The sequence below is a fragment of the Nocardioides ginsengisegetis genome (genome assembly GCF_014138045.1).
GTDB classification, from domain to species: domain Bacteria; phylum Actinomycetota; class Actinomycetes; order Propionibacteriales; family Nocardioidaceae; genus Nocardioides; species Nocardioides ginsengisegetis.
Window position 1 is genome coordinate 2120837 of the sequence record NZ_JACGXA010000001.1, and the last position, 17886, is coordinate 2138722.

Sequence of the window (17886 nt, forward strand, 5' to 3'; positions counted from 1 at the left end):
GATGGCCGAGATCGGCCTGTTGCTCAAGGCCGCGCTGCCGTCGCTGCCCGTGGTCGGCCAGCTCCCCGGCGTACGCAAGGCGCCCCTGGAAGGCTTCACGGGCCTGACCCGGGAGCGCCCGCCGGTGACGGTCGAGCGCGACCACGTCGACGCGTACGCCGCGGTGTGCGGCTTCCCGGCCAAGGACACCGTGCCGCTGCCCTACCCGCACATGCTGGCGTTCCCGCTGCACATGGCGATCATGACCGACGCGGCGTTCCCCGCCCCGGCCATCGGCACCGTGCACCTGGAGAACTCCATCACCGGTCACCGCCCGATCGGGATCGGCGAGGAGCTCGCGGTCAGCGCATCGGTCGGCGCGCCGCTGCCGCACCCCAAGGGCACGGTCTTCGAGTTCGTGACCACCGTCCGCGCCGCGGACGAGGTGGTCTGGGAGAGCACGTCGACCTACCTGCGCCGGGGCCGCGGTGACGCATCCGCCTCGGCGGGCTCGTCGTTCCCGGACGCCCGCCCCACCGGCACGGTCTGGCGGCTGCCGGCCGACCTCGGGCGCCAGTACGCCGCGGTGTCGGGCGACCACAACCCGATCCACCTCTACCCGCTGACCGCGAAGGCGCTGGGCTTCCCGCGCCAGATCGCGCACGGCATGTGGAGCAAGGCGCGCTGCATCGCGGCCCTGGAGAACCGGCTCCCCGACGCCGTCCGCGTGGACGTGGCGTTCAAGAAGCCGATCCTCCTGCCTGGCAAGGTCGAGCTCGGGTCGTCGCCGGTCGAGGGCGGCTACGCCTTCGCGCTCACGAACCCGTCGTCGGGAGCTCCGCACCTCGCGGGGCGGACGACGGCGCTGTAGCGCGACCGGCCACCGCGATCACCGCGGCTCCGGCCAGGGTGAGCGCGGTGGCGACCAGGACGGCGGCGTTCCAGCCGTCGACCAGCGAGCCGCCGACGTGGGTCGCGACGGTGACGAAGAGCGTGATGCCGACCGCTGCGCCGAGGTAGCGGGCGGTGTTGTTGGCGCCGCTGCCCATGGCCGCGCGGTCCGGCGGCACGCTGGCGACGGCCTCGCGGCCGAGGACGGCGTTGAGGAGCCCCGTGGCGACGCCGCTCACGACCATCGGCAGCACCAGCCGCGCGGGGCTCGAGCCCTCGTGCAGCCCGTATCCGAGCGCCTGCCCGACCGCGACGAGCACGAGCAGGACGGCCACCGGGTAGGGGCCCTCGAGCGGGTGCGGGAGGTGCCGCACCAGTATCGAGGCGACCACGCTGGCGCCGGCCCACGCCACCACGAGCAGGCTCGCCACCCACAGGCTCGAGCCCAGCCCCAGCTGGGCCATCGTCGGCACGAACGACGCCATCCCGATGATGCCGGCCCCCAGCACCAGCGACCCCGTCGTGGCGGCGCGGAACCGCGGGGCGCGGAGCAGGTCGGGATCGACCAGCGGCGCCGCGACCCTGGACTCGACGACCCCGAACGCGACGAGCGCGACCAGCGCCAGCACGCCGAGGACCGTGGTGACGCCGTCGATCCCGTTGCGGCCCTGGGTCAGCGCGGCCACGAGCAGGGTGATGCCGCTGACCAGCAGCCCCAGACCCGGTACGTCGATCCCGCGGGGCCGGTCGGCGGCCGAGTCGGCGATCCCGCGGCGGCTCGGGACCAGCAGCAGCAGCCCGAGCAGGCCGGTCACCGCGTAGCTCTCGCGCCAGCCGGTCCCGAAGTCCAGCGCTGCGGACAGGACGGCGCCGCCGGCGATGCCGAGCCCCACGCTCGCGCCCCAGACCGAGGTCGCGTGCACGCGCTCCGGGCCCGGCGGGAACGTGTGGGCCAGGACGGCCAGCCCGCAGGCGAGAACGGCCGCGCCACCGACTCCCTCGACCACCCGACCGGCGACGAACAGCACCGGCTCCTGGGCGACGGCGCAGACGAGGGCGCCGACGGCCAGTGCGGCCAGCCCGGCGGCGTACGCACGACGGCGGCCGAACGCGTCGCCGAGCACGCCGGTGGCGAGCAGCGCGGCGGCGAGCCCGACGCTCATCGAGCTCAGGATCCAGGCCCGCGCCACGGGTCCGGCCGCGAGGTCGGCGGCGGTGCGGGGGACGGTGGCCATCGGCGTCACGTAGGTGACCAGGACCAGCGCCGTGCCGAGCGAGACGAGCGGGAGCGTTGTCAGTTTGACTTTCAAACTCATGCTGGGAGACTAGCACCGTGAGCACACGCCACCAGCCCGGCAGCCAGCCCGGGCCCCTGGCCGCCCTCCCCGGCCGGCCCTGCCCGATCGCGGCCTCCCTCGAGGTCGTCGGCGAGCGCTGGTCGCTGCTCGTGATCCGCGAGATCGCGATGGGCAGCCGCCGCTTCACCGACATCGTCCGCGGCACCGGCGCGCCCCGCGACCGGATCTCGGTCCGGCTCAAGGCGCTGGAGGATGCCGGGGTCGTGGCGCGCGAGGAGTACCAGCCCTCCCCCGCCCGCCACGAGTACGTCCTCACCGAGGCGGGCCGCGAGCTCGTTCCGATCCTGGACAGCCTGCTGGCCTGGGGCCTCCGGCACGCCGTGGCCGAGGACGACCCGGACCGCATGACCCACTACAAGCCCGTCACCCAGAGACTCGAGGAGCACCCGTGAAGGACGCCTGGAGCGAGGCCCGGGCCCGCACCGTCACCTGGCACGACCCGCTGCAGGCGGCGTCGTACGGCCTGAAGCTGCCCGGCCTGGAGCACCTGCGCGCCATCGTCGACGGCGAGCTGCCCCCGCCCCCGATCGCCGGCCTCGTGCAGATGCAGATCGTCGAGGCCGAGCCCGGCCGCGCGGTCTTCACCTGCCGCCCCGACGAGTCGGCCTACAACCCGATCGGCGCCGTGCACGGCGGCCTGGTCTGCACACTGCTCGACTCGGTGTGCGGCTGCGCGCTGCACACGACGCTGCCGCAGGGGCGCGGCTACACGTCGGTCGAGATCAAGGTGAACTACCTCAAGGCGGTCCGCGCCGACAGCGGCCTGCTGACCGCGACCGGCACGGTCACCAAGGCCGGCTCCCGCGTCGGCTTCACCGAGGGCGTCGTCACCGACGAGTCGGGTGCGGTCGTGGCGACCGCGTCGAGCACGCTGCTGGTCTTCGACCTGCCCTGACCAGACCCCGTACGTCGCTCACCGCGGCCGGATCAGCCCCTCCTGGGCGACGGTGGCGACCAGCAGGCCGTCCTGGGTGAACACCCGGGCGTGGGCGAGGCCGCGGCCGCCCTGGGCCGACGGCGAGACCTGGTCGTAGAGCCACCACTCGTCGGCGCGGAACGGCCGGTGGAACCAGATCGTGTGGTCCAGCGAGGCCATCTGCACCTTCGCCGGGTTGGTCCTGTGCGCCGACAGGGTGGCGCCGAGCAGGCTCATGTCGCTCGCGAACGTGAACGCCGCGAGGTGGTCGACCGGGTCGTCCGAGAGCCGCTCGTTGATCCGGATCCACATCCGCGCGCGGGCGGGGTGGGCCTTGTCCTCGGGCAGGCCGCGCAGGGACGTGCCGAGGTGGCGGGCGTCGAGGGCCGACCACTCCTTGGCCAGCGCGTCGGCCTCGGGCGCTCCCCCGGCGACCATCAGCGCGATCATGTCGACGCCCTCCTCGGGCGACGGCACCTCGGGCATCACGTCCTGGTGGTCGAAGCCCTCCTCGGGGCGCTGGAAGCTCGCGGTGAGGTAGTAGATCGGGCGGCCGTGCTGGCGCGCCACGACCCGACGGGTCGCGAACGACCGTCCGTCACGGAGCCGCTCCACGTCGTAGATGATCGGCACCGCCGTGTCCCCGGGCAGCAGGAAGTAGGAGTGCAGCGAGTGGGTGACGTAGTCGGGGTCGACGGTGCGCACCGCCGCCATCAGCGCCTGGGCGGCGACCTGGCCGCCGTAGACGCGGGGTCGCGAGGTGTCGGCGGGCCGGCCGCGGAACAGGTCGGCGTCGAGGTCCTCGAGGTCGAGCAGGTCGGTCAGCGAGTCAGTCACGGCGGCGGATCAGGCCTTCCTGGGCGACGGAGGCGGCGAGGACGCCGTCCTGGGTGAAGACCCGGGCGATGGCCAGCCCGCGACCGCCGGAGGCCGAGGGGCTCTCCTGGTCGTAGAGCCACCACTGGTCGGCCCGGAACGGCCGGTGGAACCACACGGTGTGGTCGAGCGAGGCGACCTGCATGCCGGGCGTCGAGATGTGCACGCCGTGCGGCACCAGCGTGGAGCCGAGCAGGGTCATGTCGCTGGCGTAGGTGAACGCCGCGAGGTGCTGCAGCGGGTCGTCGGACAGCTCGCCGTTGACCCGGATCCACAGCCGCGCCCGGGCCGGCCGGGACGGGTCCTCGGGCAGCCCCTGCTGGGAGTTGCCGACGTAGCGCACGTCCAGCGCGGCCCACTCGCGCTCCCACTCCGCGGTGTTGCCGGAGCCCCGCGCGCGGAACATCGCCCCGAGGTCGATGCCCTCCTCCGGCGCCGGGACGTCGGGCATGACGTCCTGGTGCTCGAAGCCCTCCTCGGGCCGCTGGAAGTTGGCGGTCAGGTAGTAGATCGCGCGGCCGTGCTGGCGCGCGACGACCCGGCGGGTCGCGAACGAGCGCCCGTCCCGGAGCCGCTCCACGTCGTAGATGATCGGCACCGCCGTGTCGCCCGGCAGCAGGAAGTAGGAGTGCAGCGAGTGGGCGACGTACGCCGGGTCGGTGGTCCGGGCCGCGGCGAGCAGCGCCTGCGCGGCCACCTGCCCGCCGAACACGCGCTGGAGGGCGGTGTCGGGCTGGCGGCCGCGGAACAGGTTGAGGTCGAGGTCCTCGAGGTCGAGCAGGGCGACCAGGTCGTCGGCGGAGGCGGGCACGTCAGGACTCGTCGGGCCCGTCGAGCCCGGCCAGGAACTGCTCGAACTGCTCGCCGATCTCCTCGCCCGTGGGCAGCGGCTGGTTCTCGGCGAGCAGGCTGCTGCCGGATTCCTCGGCGCGCTCGAAGGCGTCGTACTGCTGCTCGAGCGCGCGCACGACGTCCTCGACCTCGTCGTTGGCGGCGAGGTAGCGAGCGATCTCGGCCTCACGGTCCTCGGCCTCGGCGGCCAGGCCGGAGAGGTCGATGGTCAGTCGGCCGGCGATCTCGACGTTCTCCAGCAGGGCGCCGGATGCCTTGGGGTAGTCCAGCTGGGCGAGGTAGTGCGGGATGTGCGCGACGAAGCCCATCGCGTCGTGGCCCCACTCGGCCAGCCGGACCTCCAGCAACGCCTGGGCGGAGCTGGGGATGCGCAGCTCGCCGCGCCACGGGCTCTCGCCCGTGAGGAGGTCGGGGTTGTTGGCGTGGTGGGTGATCGCGATCGGCCTGGTGTGCGGCACCGCCATCGGCACCGAGCCCATGCTGACCACGCGGGTGACGCCGAAGCGCTCGACGACGGAGCGGACGGCGCGAGCGAAGGCCTCCCAGCGGTTGTCCGGCTCGGGGCCGCTCAGCAGGAGGTACGGCGTCCCGCCGCTGTCCTTGAGCAGCCGCACGAGCAGGCGCGGGGCGTCGTACTGCTCGTAGTGGTCGCGGTTGAAGGTCATCGCGGGCCGGCGGGCGCGGTAGTCGTGGAACTGGTCGACGTCGAACGTCGCGACCACCGAGCCGCCCCCGTCGGTGAGGTCGATGAGGTGCTGCGCGGCGCGGGCCGCGGCGTTGCCGGCGTCGAGGAAGCCGTCGAGCACGAGCACCATGGTGAGGTGCCCCTCGGCACGGGCGGCGTCGAGCTCGGGCACCTCGTCGACGATGTGCACGAGCCGGTTGTCCTGGGACACGGGGGTCCTTCCAGTCTGGGGCGGGCTGCGCCGGGGCAGCGCCGGGACTGCCCACGATATTCCCCCGGCGCGCCAGGCCCGGGAGGCCGCCCCGGACGGGTGACGACACCCACATCGCGGAGCCTGTCCTCCGATTGTTACTGCGGGGTAACCTGACGGCGGAATCCCCGATCCCCCGAACACAACCAAGGAGTCAGCCGTGTCCAGAGCGCCCCGGCAGCTGCGGGAGGTCGTCTTCGTCGACGGCGTCCGCACCCCCTTCGGTGTCGGCAAGGCCAACGGCCAGTACGCCGAGACCCGCGCCGATGACCTGGTCATCAAGTGCATCTCCGAGCTCATGCGCCGCAACCCCTCGCTCCCCCCCGAGCGGGTCGACGAGGTGGCCGTCGCCGCCACCACCCAGATCGGCGACCAGGGCCTGACCATCGGCCGCACCGCCGCCCTGCTGGCCGGCCTGCCGCAGTCGGTGCCCGGCTTCGCGATCGACCGCATGTGCGCCGGCGCGATGACCGCCGTGACCACCACCGCCTCGGGCATCGCCTTCGGCTCCTACGACGTGGCCATCGCCGGCGGCGTCGAGCACATGGGCCGCCACCCGATGGGTGAGGGCGTCGACCCCAACCCGCGGATCCTCTCCGAGCGCATCGTGAACCCCGACGCCCTGGTGATGGGCAAGACGGCCGAGAACCTGCACGACCGCTACCCGACGATCACCAAGGAGCGCGTCGACGCCTACGCGGTCCGCTCCCAGGACAAGACGGTCGCGGCCTACGAGGCCGGCAAGATCCAGCCCGACCTCGTCCCGGTCGCCACCCGCTCCGCCGAGCAGGGCTGGGGCCTGGCCACCACCGACGAGCCGATGCGCCCCGGCACCACCATGGAGTCGCTGGCCGGCCTGAAGACGCCGTTCCGCGCCCACGGCAAGGTGACCGCCGGCAACGCGGCGGGCATCAACGACGGCGCGACCGCGGCCCTGCTGGCCGACGAGGAGACCGCCAAGGAGCTCGGCCTCCCGATCCGGATGCGCCTGGTGTCCTACTCCTTCGTCGGTGTCGAGCCCGAGGTCATGGGCGCCGGCCCGATCCCGGCGACAGAGAAGGCCCTCAAGCAGGCCGGCCTGACCATCGACGACATCCAGGCCTTCGAGGTCAACGAGGCCTTCGCCGTGCAGGTGCTCGCCTTCCTCGAGCACTTCGGCATCGCCGACGACGACGCCCGCGTGAACCCCTACGGCGGCGCGATCGCCATGGGCCACCCGCTCGCCTCCTCTGGCGTGCGGTTGATGAACCAGCTCGCTCGCCAGTTCGAGGAGCGCCCCGAGGTCCGCTACGGCCTCACGACCATGTGCATCGGCATCGGCATGGGCGGCACCGTCATCTGGGAGAACCCCCACTGGACCGGAGAGGCGGCCTGACATGACTGCTGACATCACCACGCTCCTCGCGCGTGCGCAGGAGATCTCCACGGACGCCGAGCGCGTCACCGAGGCCAAGCTCCGCAAGGTCACCCTCCCCGGCGGTGCCGGCGTCCTCGGCCTGATCACCCTCGACAACGGCGAGGACCACACCAAGCCCAACACGTTCGGCCCGCGCGGCCTGCTGTCGCTCAACGCCGCCATCGACGCGGCGCTGGCCGACGACGAGGTGACCGCGCTCGGCGTGACCGGCAAGCCGTTCATCCTGGCGGCCGGCGCCGACCTGACGAGCATCGCGGGTGGCGGCGAGGACGGCGTACGCATCGTCGCCGAGCTCGGCCACGCGGTCTTCCGCAAGCTGCAGGACGGCGGCAAGCCGTCCTTCGGCTTCATCAACGGCCTCGCCCTCGGCGGCGGCCTCGAGGTGGCGCTGCACTGCACCTACCGCACCGTCATGGACTCCGCGCCGGCCCTGGGCCTGCCCGAGGTCATGCTCGGCCTCATCCCCGGCTGGGGCGGCGCGTTCCTCGTGCCCAACCTGGTCGGTGCCGACACGGCCGTGACGCTGATCGTGGAGAACCCGCTCAACCAGGGCAAGACCCTGGGTGGCAAGGCGGCGTACGACGCCGGGCTGGCCGACGCGGTGTTCGGCGGCGTCGACTACCTCGAGCGCTCGCTGCTCTGGGCCGCGGACGTGCTGACCGGCAAGGTCACCGTCGAGCGTCCCGAGGTCGACCGCGGCGAGGCCTGGGACGCGGCGGTCTCCCGCGGCGCCAAGGTCGCCAAGGCCAAGACCGGCGGCGCCAGCCCGGCCGCCCTCAAGGCCGTCGAGCTGATCGACAAGGCGCGCGACAACGACCGCGACGCCGGCTTCGCGCGCGAGGACGAGGCCCTCGAGGCCATGTCCCGTACGCCGGAGCTGCTCGCCTCCCTCTACGCCTTCGACCTGGTCCAGAAGCGCGCCAAGCGCCCGGCGGGTGCCCCCGACCGGTCGCTGGCCCGCCCGGTGACCAAGGTCGGCATCGTGGGTGCGGGCCTGATGGCCTCGCAGCTCGCACTGCTCTTCGTGCGCCGCCTCGAGGTGCCGGTGGTCCTCACCGACCTCGACCAGGAGCGCGTCGACAAGGGCGTGGCCTACGTCCACGAGGAGATCGACAAGCTCCTCGCCAAGGGCCGGATCAACGCCGACAAGGCCAACCGCCACAAGGGCCTGGTCACCGGCGCGGTCGACAAGGGCGAGGTCTTCGCCGACGCCGACTTCGTCATCGAGGCCGTCTTCGAGGAGATGTCGGTCAAGAAGTCGGTCTTCGCCGACGTCGAGAAGGCCGTGTCGCCGGAGTGCATCCTGGCGACCAACACCTCCTCGCTGTCGATCAGCGAGATGGCGGCCGACCTCGAGCACCCCGAGCGGGTCGTGGGCTTCCACTTCTTCAACCCGGTCGCGGTCATGCCACTGCTGGAGATCGTCAAGGGCGAGCAGACCGACGACGCGACGCTGGCGACGGCGTTCGCGACCGGCAAGGCGCTGAAGAAGACCACCATCCTGGTCAAGGACAGCCCGTCCTTCATCGTCAACCGGCTCCTCGGCCGCTTCATGGGCGAGGTCGGCCGGATCGTCGACGAGGGCACCCCGGTGCCGGTGGTCGACAGCGCGTTCGCCGGTGTCGCGCCGATGCCGCCCTTCATGCTGCTCTCGCTCGTGGGTCCGGCCATCGCGCTGCACAACAACGAGACGCTCAAGGGCGCCTTCCCCGACCGGTTCTACGTCTCCCCCGCGCTCGAGCGCGTGGTGGCGGCGCGGAAGCCGTCGTACTACGGCCCCGACGGCGCGATCGACCCCGAGGTCGAGGCGCTGCTGGAGAAGCCGGAGAACCCGGTCGTCCTCGAGCCGGCGGAGGTCCGCACGCGGGCGCTCACCGGGCTCGCCGAGGAGGTGCGCCTGATGCTCGACGAGGGCGTCGTCGTCGGCCCCGAGGACCTCGACCTCGCCATGATCACGGGCGCGGGCTTCTCGTTCTGGAACGGCGGCCTCACGATGCTGCTCGAGCGCGAGGGCCTCGGCAAGTTCCACTGAACCTTGCAATGATGCTGACCCGCCGGGATCTCCGGCGGGTCAGTGTCCTTTTCGGGAGGAATCGTGCGACGTCTGCTCGTGGTGCTCGCCCTGGTCCTTGCGGCCGTGCTGCCGGCCTCGCCCGCGCACGCCGGTGAGGCCTGGGTCGAGAAGGCGCAGAAGCGGCTCAACTCCCTCGGCTGCCACGCCGGGCCGGTCAACGGCGACCTGGGGCGCTGGACCCGCTCGGCCGTGCTCCGCTTCCAGTCGGCGCGGCACGTCGCGCAGAACGGTCGGCTGGACCCGATCACCCGCAAGCGGCTCTACGCCAGGACCGCTCCGCGGTGCGACGTGCGCCCCGTCCCGGCCGGCTCGGGCCGAGGCCGCCGGATCGTGATCAGCCAGCGGCAGAACTGGGTCTGGCTGGTCGGCCCGAAGGGCGGGGTGGTCGCCCAGGAGGGCATGGTCGACAACACCTCGGTGCTGCGGCCGGGCAGCCACGGCACCGGCTCCTACTGCGGCCGGAACGCGCGGATCAAGAAGAACTCGTCGGTCGGCGGCTCGGAGTGGCTGTGGAACTTCGTGCGGTTCGCGCCGTGCGGCGTGGGCTTCCACCGGATCCCGACCTACAAGTCCAACGGCCACCAGATCCACGCCGACTGGCTGCTCGGCACCAACCTGGCGCAGTCGCACGGCTGCATCCGGCTGTCGCGCGAGATGTCGCTGAAGGTCTGGAACTTCACGACCCGGCACACGCCGGTGCGGGTGCTCTAGACGCCCCAGAGCGCGGCGACATGGGTCGCGTCGGTGCCGCAGCACCCACCCAGGACGCTGAGGTTGGGCAGCGAGCGGCGCAGGGCGACGTACGACGAGGCGAGCTCGGCCAGGTCACCCGCGTCGAGCTCCTCGGCCTCGTCGAGCTCGGCGTGCGTGAGCGTCGACGCGTTGGGCCGGAAGCCGATGATCCGCTCGGCCCACGCCCCGCCGTCCAGGCCGGGCGCGACGTGCGTCGGGTGGGCGCAGTTGACGACGAAGTAGTCGGGGGCGGCCTCGGCATCGACCCGCTCGATCGCCGCGCCCAGCGGCGTCCCGTCGGGCAGCCGCCCGTCGGTCTCGACGGTGAACCCGATGGCGACGTGCAGCCCCGCCGCACGGGCGGCTCGGACCACGCCGATGGCCTCCTCGGTGCCCGTGAGGGTGAGCGCCGTGACGATGTCGGCACCGGCCGCGGCGAAGGACCGCATCTGGGCGGAGTGGTAGTCCGCGGCCTCGTCGGGGTCGATCCCGTCGGCCGCGACGTAGCCGTCGCCGCGCGGTCCGACGACCCCACCGACGAGGACGTCCGGCAGGTCGGCGTGGGCCTCGCGGAGGCTGTTCATCAGGTCGATGGAGGCGCGGTTGACGCGGTCGAGCGCGGTCGCGTCGTAGCCCACCAGCGCCGCCCAGTCGGGGTTGGCCCGCCACGTCGGCGCCTCGAGCAGGAGCCCGGCGCCGGCCCGCCGGGCGATCCCGGCGTACGCGTCGTAGTAGGCGGTCAGCAGCTCACGCCCGCGGTCGTCCTCGACCAGCGGGAAGGCGGCGAACTCGGGGAGGTCGACGCCGTGGTGGAAGATCAGGTCGGTCTCGAGGCCACCGTCGGTGACGAAGGCGGTCCCGGCCAGCTGCGGCAGGGCGTGGGTCATGGCTCACTGTACGTCGCGACGATCAGCTTGCCGGCCTTGCGCGCGAGCTCGCGGGTGGTGATGCCGACCTGGTCGCGCAGCACCCGGTCGGGGTCGGCGCCGGGCTCGTCCATGAGGTCGAGCAGCGACCAGAGAGTGTCCTCGCCGTAGGTGCCGGCGAGGTAGTCGCAGGCCCACCACGCGGTGGCGTAGTGCACGGCCGAGTCGTCGTCGTTGAAGCTGTCGTCGTCCGGCAGGTCGGTGAGGCCCGCCTCGGCGGCGTCGACGGCCTCCGGTGCGATCCGGCGCTCCTCGGGCGCGAGCGCCTGCACCGAGACCCACTCGGCCAGGCCCTCGCTGAGCCAGACCGGCGCGTGGTCGTCGTGCTCCCCCACCGCGACGTGGGTCAGCTCGTGTCGGACGAGGCGGTCGCGGGCCGGGCCGGCGGCGTCGAGCAGGCGGGGGTTGAGCGCGAAGCGGGTCGAGGCGATCGGGCCCCCGTCGGGGCGCGCCCGTACGGGGAACGCGACGCCGTCGAGGGTCTCGGGGTCACCGCCCGGCAGGTCCTCGATCCCGGTCAGGAACGCGTCGTCGGAGAGCGCGTAGACCACGACGTCGTGCGGCCAGTCGTAGGGCACGTGCGCGGCCACCTCGCCGAGGCCGGTCTCGACCGAGGCGAGCAGGGCCGGGGCGGCGTCGACACTGGTGTCGTCGAAGATGCCGAGCACGCCGTCGGCGGTGCGGACCTGGACCGGGCCGACGTCCCACGGCTCGGGCCGCACGTGGTTGCGCTGCTCCCAGGCGGCATCGGTCACGGACGCCAGCGCGAACCGTCCGGGATGGCGGCGGACCGGCGCGAAGAGGTAGCGGTCGGGCGAGGTGACCGGCACCGCGTCGTACCCCTCGAGCTGGAGGCGTACGTCGACCGTCGCCCAGTAGTCGTGGCCGTCACGGACGACGCTGGCCGGGTCGAGGACGTAGTCGAACCGCTCGAGCGGGAGCTGCTGAAGGTTGGCGAAGTAGGCCTGCTGCTGCCCGGTGTCCTGACCCGCGGCCAGGCCAGCCAGGAAGGCCGCCTCGTCGCCGTCGCGGATCGCGTCCGCGCGCCGGTGCAGGGCGCGGGTGATGCCCCGCACGACGTCTGGCGCGGAGTGCGCGGTGGGGCCGCCGGCCCCCGGGGCCGACGTCGGCGCGTCCTGGCTGCACCCGCTCAGGGCGCCCAGGAGCAGCGCGACGGCGAGGAGCGTCCTAGGGCTGCCGGTCGGCATCGACCAGCGTGCGGCCCTCGCTGAGGGCGGTCATGTCCTCGACGATGCCGAGGGCGAGCGCCTGCGGGGTCAGGCCGATGCGTTCGAGGATCGCGGCGCGCTTGGCGTGGTCGAGGAACTCCTGCGGGATGCCGTGCAGGCGGAAGGGCGTGTGGACGCCGGCGTCGTTGAGGGTCTGGAGCAGGACCGAGCCGCAGCCGCCGATGCGGCCGTTGTCCTCGACGCTGACGACCAGCTGGTGCTCGCGGGCCAGGTCGACCAGGGCGGGGTCGACCGGCATCACCCAGCGGGGGTCGACGACGGTGACGCCGATGCCCTGGGCGACGAGGCGGTCGGCGACGTCGACGGCCACCGAGGCCATCGAGCCGACCGCGACGACGAGGACGTCCTTGGTGCCCTTGCGGACGAGCACGTCGGCGCCGCCGGCCTTGCCGACGGCCGGGATGTTCTCGGGCGGCGGGCCCTTGGGGAAGCGGACGACGGTCGGGGCGTCGTCGACGTCGACCGCCTCGTTCAGCACCTCGCGCAGGGTCGCGGCGTCGCGGGGCGCGGCCAGCCGCAGCCCGGGCACGACCTGGAGGATCGACATGTCCCACATGCCGTTGTGGCTGGCGCCGTCGTCACCGGTGACCCCGGCCCGGTCGAGCACGAACGTGACGCCGCACTTGTGCAGCGCGCAGTCCATGAGGACCTGGTCGAAGGCACGGTTGAGGAACGTCGCGTAGACCGCGACGACCGGGTGCAGCCCGCCGATCGCGAGGCCCGCGGCCGAGGTGGCGGCGTGCTGCTCGGCGATGCCGACGTCGAAGGTGCGCTCGGGGAAGCGGGCCTGGAACTTGTCGAGGCCGACCGGGTGCATCATCGCGGCGGTGATGGCCACGATGTCGGGTCGGCGCTCACCGATCTCGACGATGGCCTCGGAGAAGTGGTCGGTCCAGATCCGGCCCTTGGGCTTCTCGGCGCCGGTCTGCACGTCGAACGGCCCGGGGGCGTGGAACTGGTCGGCCTCGTGCTGCTCGGCCGGGTCGTAGCCGTAGCCCTTGCGGGTGAGGGCATGCACGATCACCGGACCGTTGAAGCGCTTGGCCTGGGCCAGGACGTGCTCCATCGCGGCGCGGTCGTGGCCGTCGACGGGGCCGACGTACTTCAGGCCGAGGTCCTCGAAGAGGCCCTGCGGCGCCAATGCGTCCTTGAGGCCCTTCTTCATGGCGTGGAGGGCGTCGTACGCCGCGGGGCCGACGCCCGGCACCGCGTTGAGGCGCTTCTTGACCATGTCGAGGACGTGCTCGTAGCGCGGGTTGGTGCGCAGGCCGGTGAGGGCGTTGGCGAGGCCGCCGATGGTCGGGGTGTAGGAGCGGCCGTTGTCGTTGACGACGATGACCAGCCGGCTCCGTGGGTTGATCGCGATGTTGTTGAGCGCCTCCCAGGCCATGCCGCCGGTGAGCGCCCCGTCGCCGATGACGGCCACGACGTGGCGGTCCTCACCGCGGATGGCGTAGGCCTTGGCGATGCCGTCGGCGTAGCTGAGCGAGGTGGAGGCGTGGGAGTTCTCGACGATGTCGTGGTCGGACTCGGCCTGGCTCGGGTAGCCGCTGACCCCGCCCTCCTTGCGGAGGGTGCCGAACGTCGCGTTGCGGCCCGTGACGAGCTTGTGGACGTAGGCCTGGTGGCCGGTGTCGAACACGACCCGGTCGCGCGGGCTGTCGAAGACCCGGTGGATCGCCAGCGTGAGCTCGACGACGCCGAGGTTGGGGCCGAGGTGGCCGGTGTTGGTGGCCACCGTGGTGATCAGGACGTCACGGATCTCTGCTGCAAGCGTTTCCAGCTGGTCGTCGCTGAGCGCGCGCAGGTCCTGCGGACACGTGATCGACTCGAGGATGGCCATGCCGGCGAGTTTACGGGTTCAGGGCGTGAGGACCGCGACGGCGGGTTCCTCGATGCTGCCCACCCAGACCCGTCCGTCGTGCTCCCGCACGCCGGTGGCCATGTGGTAGCCGGAGGCGTCGGCGTCGAGGTCGTGCACGAGCGCGCCGGCGTCGTCGTACGCCTGGACGCGAACGGTGCGGGCGGGCTGCGGCTGGAGGCGCTCGGGGATGCGGGTCACCGACTTCCTCACCCACAGGGGGCCCTGCCAGAGGCGCTCGACGAGGGCGTTGCGGGGGCTGGCGATGGTGACCCAGATCAGCCCGTCGGAGCCGCGTGCGATGTTGTCGGGGTAGCCCGGCAGGTCGTCCCCGAACGTCTCGGTCGTGCCCTGGTGCGGGCCGGCCAGCCAGTGCCGCAGCAGCCTGCGTCCGGCGGTCTCGGCGACCACCACGAACGTCTCGTCGACCGGCAGGGCCACGCCGTTGGCGAAGCGCAGGTCGTCGAGGACCGTCTCGACGGTGCCGTCCGTCGTCAGCCGCAGGAGGCGGCCGGTGGTGGTGTTCTCGACGAAGTCGGCGCGCCAGTGCTCGACCGGGTGGACCCGGGTGGAGTCGGAGAACCACACGGTGCCGTCCGAGGCGATGGCCGCGTTGTTGCAGAAGACCATCCTGGCGCCGTCGACGCTGTCCGTGACGGGCTCGACGGCGCCGCTCGCGGTGTCGACGCGCAGCACGCCGAGGTGGGCGTCGCAGACCAGGAGCCGGCCGTCCGGGTCGAGCTCGAGGCCGAGCGGGCGGCCCCCGGTCCGGGCGATCCGGTCGATGCGACGCGCGTCGTGACTGATCCGGAAGATGCTGCCGTCGGCGGTGCCGGTGAAGACGGCGCCCTCGTCGCGGCCCGTCGTACCGATCACGACGTCCTCGGCGCCCTCGCCGGGGACGGGGACGACGATGAGGGGGCGGGTCATGCGCGCTTGCGCGTGATCGCGGCGTAGCGGCTCGAGGTGAGGAAGTGCGGGAGCACCATCCCGGCCGCGGTCGTCAGCGGCAGGTTGACCGCCTCGTGGGGGTCGACGAAGACGATCTGGCGACCCTCGTTGCACTCGATCTCGGCGTCGGTCAGCGTCGTGGGGGCGGTCCAGAGCTCGAACTCGTCGAACCCGCCGCACGACTCGCTGTAGAAGGTCACCCGGTCGAAGAGCTCGAGCCCGTCGGTCAGTTTCACCCCGGTCTCCTCCGCGAGCTCGCGGTAGGCCGCCTCCTCGTAGCTCTCCCCCTCCTCGACTCCCCCGCCCGGGAACCCCCACTTCTCGGGGTCGATCAGCGGGTGCTCGTCGCGCTCCTGCAGGAGGATCCAGCCACGCTGGTCGACCAGGGCGATGCTGCTGAAACGATGCATGCCGTCCAACCTAACCACTGTCGACTCGGCGCAACTGCCGGAGCTTGGTGCGCGCTGTCGGGTGCGGGACCTCGCGCCTTCGGCGCGTATTTCCAGAAATTCGTGGTCGCCGCAGGGTTCGCACGAGGTGGCTCCGGGCCCTGCTTTGTGGCTTTCGGTCGCCTGGCTCGACCGCTGTGATCAAGGTCCAAAATTCTTTACTTCCAGAGTCTGTGGAACGGGCTCATGCGGCCTCGGATTGTCGGTGGTCGCTGCTGGAATGGACCCATGCTGGTGGAGACCATGAACGGCGGGATGGGGATCCAGGTCGACGACCTGGACGACGACTTCCTGCTCTCCCTGGTCTCCGATGCGGAGGTCCAGGACCGCCAGGCCCAGCGCCGCAAGCTGCGCTACGCCGTGCAGTGGGCCCACCGCCACCCCGCCACCGGCGAGTCGGATGCTGCGACCTGGGCCGAGGTCGGCCGCGGTGGCGGTGGGTTGGACTGCGACGAGGCCATCGCGGGCGATGGCGCACCGCTGGTCGCGGCGTTCGCCGCCGAGCCGTTTGCGGCCGCGATGGGCATCTCCACCGCCGCCGGGATCGCACTCATCGCCGACGGGCTCAACCTGCACCACCGGCACCCGCGGATCTGGGCCAAGGTCGAAGCCCTCGAGGTGCCTGCGTGGCGGGCCCGGCGGGTCGCGCAGATGTGCGCCTCCCAGTCCGCGGCGGTCGCAGCCCACGTCGATGCCGCCCTGGCGGACCGGATGGGTGCGTGGGGTGTGACCACGATCGAGAACGCCATCGCCGCGGCGCTGGCCGACCTCGACCCCGAGAACGTCTCGGACGCCGAGGACGAGGCCAAGGCCGCGTGGGGTGTGCACCTGACCCACCGGTCCCCGCACGCCCTCGGGGTGTGGGCGGGCACCTCGACGTTGGAGATCACCGGCGACACCGCCGAGGTGACCGCGTTGCACGACCTGATCTGCGCCACCGCCCACCAGCTCCTCACCGACGACAGCCCGTTCAACCAGGAGTCGTTGGAGGTCCGCAAGGCCCGCGCGGTCGGCGTCATCGCCACACAATCCGGCGGGCACGGCGTGAAGCCGGTGACCCGGATGTACGTCCACATCGACGTCGATGACCTGGCCGACCCGACCGCGACCGGCTGGGCCGAACGCCTCGGCCCGGCCACCCTGTCCAAGATCCGCGACTGGCTCGCCGGGACTAGGGCCACGATCCTCCCCGTGCTGGACATGCGCCGCACCGACGCGGTGGACCGGCACGACCCGCCGGCCTGGATGGCCGAGCAGGTGCGGCTCCGCGACGCCCACTGCGTGTTCCCCTGGTGCCAGAAGGACTCGAGGGGCTGCGACCTCGACCACATCGAGCCCTACATCCCCCTCGACGAGGGTGGCCCGCCGGGTCAGACGAACCCACGGAATCTCGGTCCGTTGTGTCGGCGGCATCACCGCTGCAAGACCAGCCGACGATGGCACTACCGTCGCAACACCGACGGCACCTACACCTGGACCGGACCCCACGGCCGGACCTACACGGTCACGTCACGGGGGACGTTCTCCGAGAACTGACCGTCCCGCCGGACACGGCAGGGAGCGCCGCCCCGGACCGAACCACGCCTACAGTGCACGCCATGGTGCACCCGTGAAGCGTCCGTTGCGTTTGGCGATCGTAGACGACTACGCAGTGGTGGTCGCAGGAGTCGCGGCGATCCTCGCCCACGAGCACATCGACGTGGTCGAGACCGGTGCCTCGACGCCGGTCATCTCCGACGTCGACATCGTTCTCTTCGACACCTTCGCCCAGACGCAGGGCAGCGGGATCGACCTGGAGGACTTCATCCGCGACAGCGGCGCCAAGGTGGTCGTGTACAGCTGGAACCTCAACCCGCAGCTCATCGAGGAGGCGATGGCCGGGGGCGCACACGGCTACGTCTCCAAGGTGCTCACCGGGCCGCAGATCGTGGCGGCCCTCCATCGGGTCATGGACGGCGAGAAGGTCATCATCACCGGCGACGACGAGACCAGCGTGGGCGGAGCCGGAGACTGGCCCGGACGCTCGGCCGGACTGTCCCCGCGTGAGGCCGAGGTCATCGCCCTCATCACGCAGGGACTCAGCAACCAGGACATCGCTGACCGCGCGTTCATCAGCATCAACTCGGTCAAGACCTACATCCGCACCGCCTACCGCAAGATCGGCGTCGACCGGCGAGCACAAGCAGTGTTGTGGGGCGTGCAGAACGGCTTCGAGCCCGACACGCTGCGCATGATCGACCCCACCCTCTACGTGCGCTGGATGTCCGAGGCGCGCCGCCGCCGCTGACCCGCCCACGCCCCGAAGGCCCAGGGGTCAGTGCTTCTCGCAGGCGATGTGGTCCTTGTCGGCGTCACTCTCGTCGTTGAGGTTGTAGACCTTCGGCGCGCGGGTGAAGTTGGTGACCGGGGACTACCCTGC

Annotated in this window: 17 protein-coding genes; 8 read left to right on the forward strand and 9 right to left on the reverse strand. The window is 72.2% G+C overall.

All coding sequences use genetic code 11. The features are described 5' to 3' along the window. The first annotated feature begins 1 nt into the window (after position 1). Positions 2-850 (forward strand): MaoC family dehydratase, encoded by an 849-nt coding sequence (locus FB382_RS10200; RefSeq protein WP_182538873.1) that lies wholly within the window; start codon positions 2-4, stop codon positions 848-850. On the opposite strand, the gene FB382_RS10205 is transcribed toward FB382_RS10200, so the two are convergent. Beyond that, positions 795-2186, reverse strand: a complete 1392-nt coding sequence (locus FB382_RS10205; RefSeq protein WP_182538875.1) for an MFS transporter — start codon at positions 2184-2186, stop codon at positions 795-797. The two genes, FB382_RS10200 and FB382_RS10205, sit on opposite strands and share 56 nt — an antisense overlap. Before the next feature lie 17 nt (positions 2187-2203). Here FB382_RS10205 and FB382_RS10210 point away from each other — a divergent pair, with 17 nt between their 5' ends. Together FB382_RS10210 and FB382_RS10215 are read left to right on the forward strand one after the other, a co-directional pair. Then, positions 2204-2620, forward strand: coding sequence for a winged helix-turn-helix transcriptional regulator (locus FB382_RS10210; RefSeq protein ID WP_182538877.1), 417 nt, complete (start codon positions 2204-2206; stop codon positions 2618-2620). After that, a complete protein-coding gene (locus FB382_RS10215; RefSeq protein WP_182538879.1) occupies positions 2617-3123 on the forward strand; it encodes a hotdog fold thioesterase in 507 nt (168 codons plus the stop codon). Before FB382_RS10210 ends, FB382_RS10215 begins: the two co-directional genes overlap by 4 nt. A gap of 18 nt (positions 3124-3141) precedes the next feature. Here FB382_RS10215 and FB382_RS10220 read toward each other — a convergent pair whose 3' ends face one another. The 3 genes from FB382_RS10220 to FB382_RS10230 are packed head-to-tail and all read right to left on the reverse strand — an operon-like array spanning position 3142 to position 5768. Continuing rightward, a complete protein-coding gene (locus tag FB382_RS10220; RefSeq protein ID WP_182538881.1) occupies positions 3142-3981 on the reverse strand; it encodes an acyl-CoA thioesterase domain-containing protein in 840 nt (279 codons plus the stop codon). Then, on the reverse strand, positions 3974-4831 hold the full coding sequence (locus FB382_RS10225; RefSeq protein ID WP_125036356.1) for an acyl-CoA thioesterase: 858 nt from the start codon (positions 4829-4831) through the stop codon (positions 3974-3976). The genes FB382_RS10220 and FB382_RS10225 overlap by 8 nt, the downstream gene beginning before the upstream one ends. Position 4832: 1 nt before the next feature. Further along, a complete protein-coding gene (locus FB382_RS10230; RefSeq protein WP_125036357.1) occupies positions 4833-5768 on the reverse strand; it encodes a PAC2 family protein in 936 nt (311 codons plus the stop codon). A gap of 199 nt (positions 5769-5967) precedes the next feature. Here FB382_RS10230 and FB382_RS10235 point away from each other — a divergent pair, with 199 nt between their 5' ends. The 3 genes from FB382_RS10235 to FB382_RS10245 all read left to right on the forward strand — a co-directional run bounded on the left by FB382_RS10235 (position 5968) and on the right by FB382_RS10245 (position 10009). Beyond that, positions 5968-7182: an acetyl-CoA C-acyltransferase gene (locus FB382_RS10235; protein ID WP_182538883.1), complete on the forward strand. Its 1215-nt coding sequence runs from the start codon at positions 5968-5970 to the stop codon at positions 7180-7182. A 1-nt stretch (position 7183) separates the two neighbouring features. Then, positions 7184-9256 carry a 3-hydroxyacyl-CoA dehydrogenase NAD-binding domain-containing protein gene (locus FB382_RS10240; protein WP_182538885.1) on the forward strand — a complete coding sequence of 691 codons (2073 nt, stop codon included), beginning with the start codon at positions 7184-7186 and terminating at the stop codon, positions 9254-9256. A 63-nt stretch (positions 9257-9319) separates the two neighbouring features. Further along, a complete protein-coding gene (locus tag FB382_RS10245) occupies positions 9320-10009 on the forward strand; it encodes a peptidoglycan-binding protein (RefSeq protein ID WP_343055553.1) in 690 nt (229 codons plus the stop codon). Here FB382_RS10245 and FB382_RS10250 read toward each other — a convergent pair. The 5 genes from FB382_RS10250 to FB382_RS10270 are packed head-to-tail and all read right to left on the reverse strand — an operon-like array spanning position 10006 to position 15428. Then, positions 10006-10917 carry a homocysteine S-methyltransferase family protein gene (locus FB382_RS10250; RefSeq protein WP_182538887.1) on the reverse strand — a complete coding sequence of 304 codons (912 nt, stop codon included), beginning with the start codon at positions 10915-10917 and terminating at the stop codon, positions 10006-10008. The two genes, FB382_RS10245 and FB382_RS10250, sit on opposite strands and share 4 nt — an antisense overlap. Continuing rightward, positions 10914-12164 carry a gluzincin family metallopeptidase gene (locus tag FB382_RS10255; RefSeq protein WP_182538889.1) on the reverse strand — a complete coding sequence of 417 codons (1251 nt, stop codon included), beginning with the start codon at positions 12162-12164 and terminating at the stop codon, positions 10914-10916. The genes FB382_RS10250 and FB382_RS10255 overlap by 4 nt, the downstream gene beginning before the upstream one ends. Continuing rightward, on the reverse strand, positions 12145-14049 hold the full coding sequence (gene dxs / locus FB382_RS10260; protein ID WP_182538891.1) for a 1-deoxy-D-xylulose-5-phosphate synthase: 1905 nt from the start codon (positions 14047-14049) through the stop codon (positions 12145-12147). Before dxs ends, FB382_RS10255 begins: the two co-directional genes overlap by 20 nt. A gap of 18 nt (positions 14050-14067) precedes the next feature. Continuing rightward, complete coding sequence (locus tag FB382_RS10265; RefSeq protein ID WP_182538893.1) at positions 14068-14997, reverse strand: SMP-30/gluconolactonase/LRE family protein; 930 nt, start codon at positions 14995-14997, stop codon at positions 14068-14070. Further along, positions 14994-15428: an NUDIX domain-containing protein gene (locus tag FB382_RS10270; protein WP_182538895.1), complete on the reverse strand. Its 435-nt coding sequence runs from the start codon at positions 15426-15428 to the stop codon at positions 14994-14996. Before FB382_RS10270 ends, FB382_RS10265 begins: the two co-directional genes overlap by 4 nt. A gap of 267 nt (positions 15429-15695) precedes the next feature. Here FB382_RS10270 and FB382_RS22150 point away from each other — a divergent pair, with 267 nt between their 5' ends. Then, positions 15696-17003, forward strand: coding sequence for an HNH endonuclease signature motif containing protein (locus tag FB382_RS22150; RefSeq protein WP_246377139.1), 1308 nt, complete (start codon positions 15696-15698; stop codon positions 17001-17003). Between the two features lie 115 nt (positions 17004-17118). Next, on the forward strand, positions 17119-17754 hold the full coding sequence (locus FB382_RS22155; RefSeq protein WP_343055554.1) for a helix-turn-helix transcriptional regulator: 636 nt from the start codon (positions 17119-17121) through the stop codon (positions 17752-17754). Positions 17755-17886 lie beyond the last annotated feature (132 nt).

Coding starts and splice junctions, on each gene's coding strand:
- FB382_RS10200 (WP_182538873.1), top strand. CDS start 2: ATGGCCGAGATCGGCCTGTTGCTCAAGGCCGCGCTGCCGTCGCTGCCC.
- FB382_RS10205 (WP_182538875.1), bottom strand. CDS start 2,186: ATGAGTTTGAAAGTCAAACTGACAACGCTCCCGCTCGTCTCGCTCGGC.
- FB382_RS10240 (WP_182538885.1), top strand. CDS start 7,184: ATGACTGCTGACATCACCACGCTCCTCGCGCGTGCGCAGGAGATCTCC.
- FB382_RS10250 (WP_182538887.1), bottom strand. CDS start 10,917: ATGACCCACGCCCTGCCGCAGCTGGCCGGGACCGCCTTCGTCACCGAC.
- FB382_RS10255 (WP_182538889.1), bottom strand. CDS start 12,164: ATGCCGACCGGCAGCCCTAGGACGCTCCTCGCCGTCGCGCTGCTCCTG.
- dxs (WP_182538891.1), bottom strand. CDS start 14,049: ATGGCCATCCTCGAGTCGATCACGTGTCCGCAGGACCTGCGCGCGCTC.
- FB382_RS10265 (WP_182538893.1), bottom strand. CDS start 14,997: ATGACCCGCCCCCTCATCGTCGTCCCCGTCCCCGGCGAGGGCGCCGAG.
- FB382_RS10270 (WP_182538895.1), bottom strand. CDS start 15,428: ATGCATCGTTTCAGCAGCATCGCCCTGGTCGACCAGCGTGGCTGGATC.
- FB382_RS22150 (WP_246377139.1), top strand. CDS start 15,696: ATGCTGGTGGAGACCATGAACGGCGGGATGGGGATCCAGGTCGACGAC.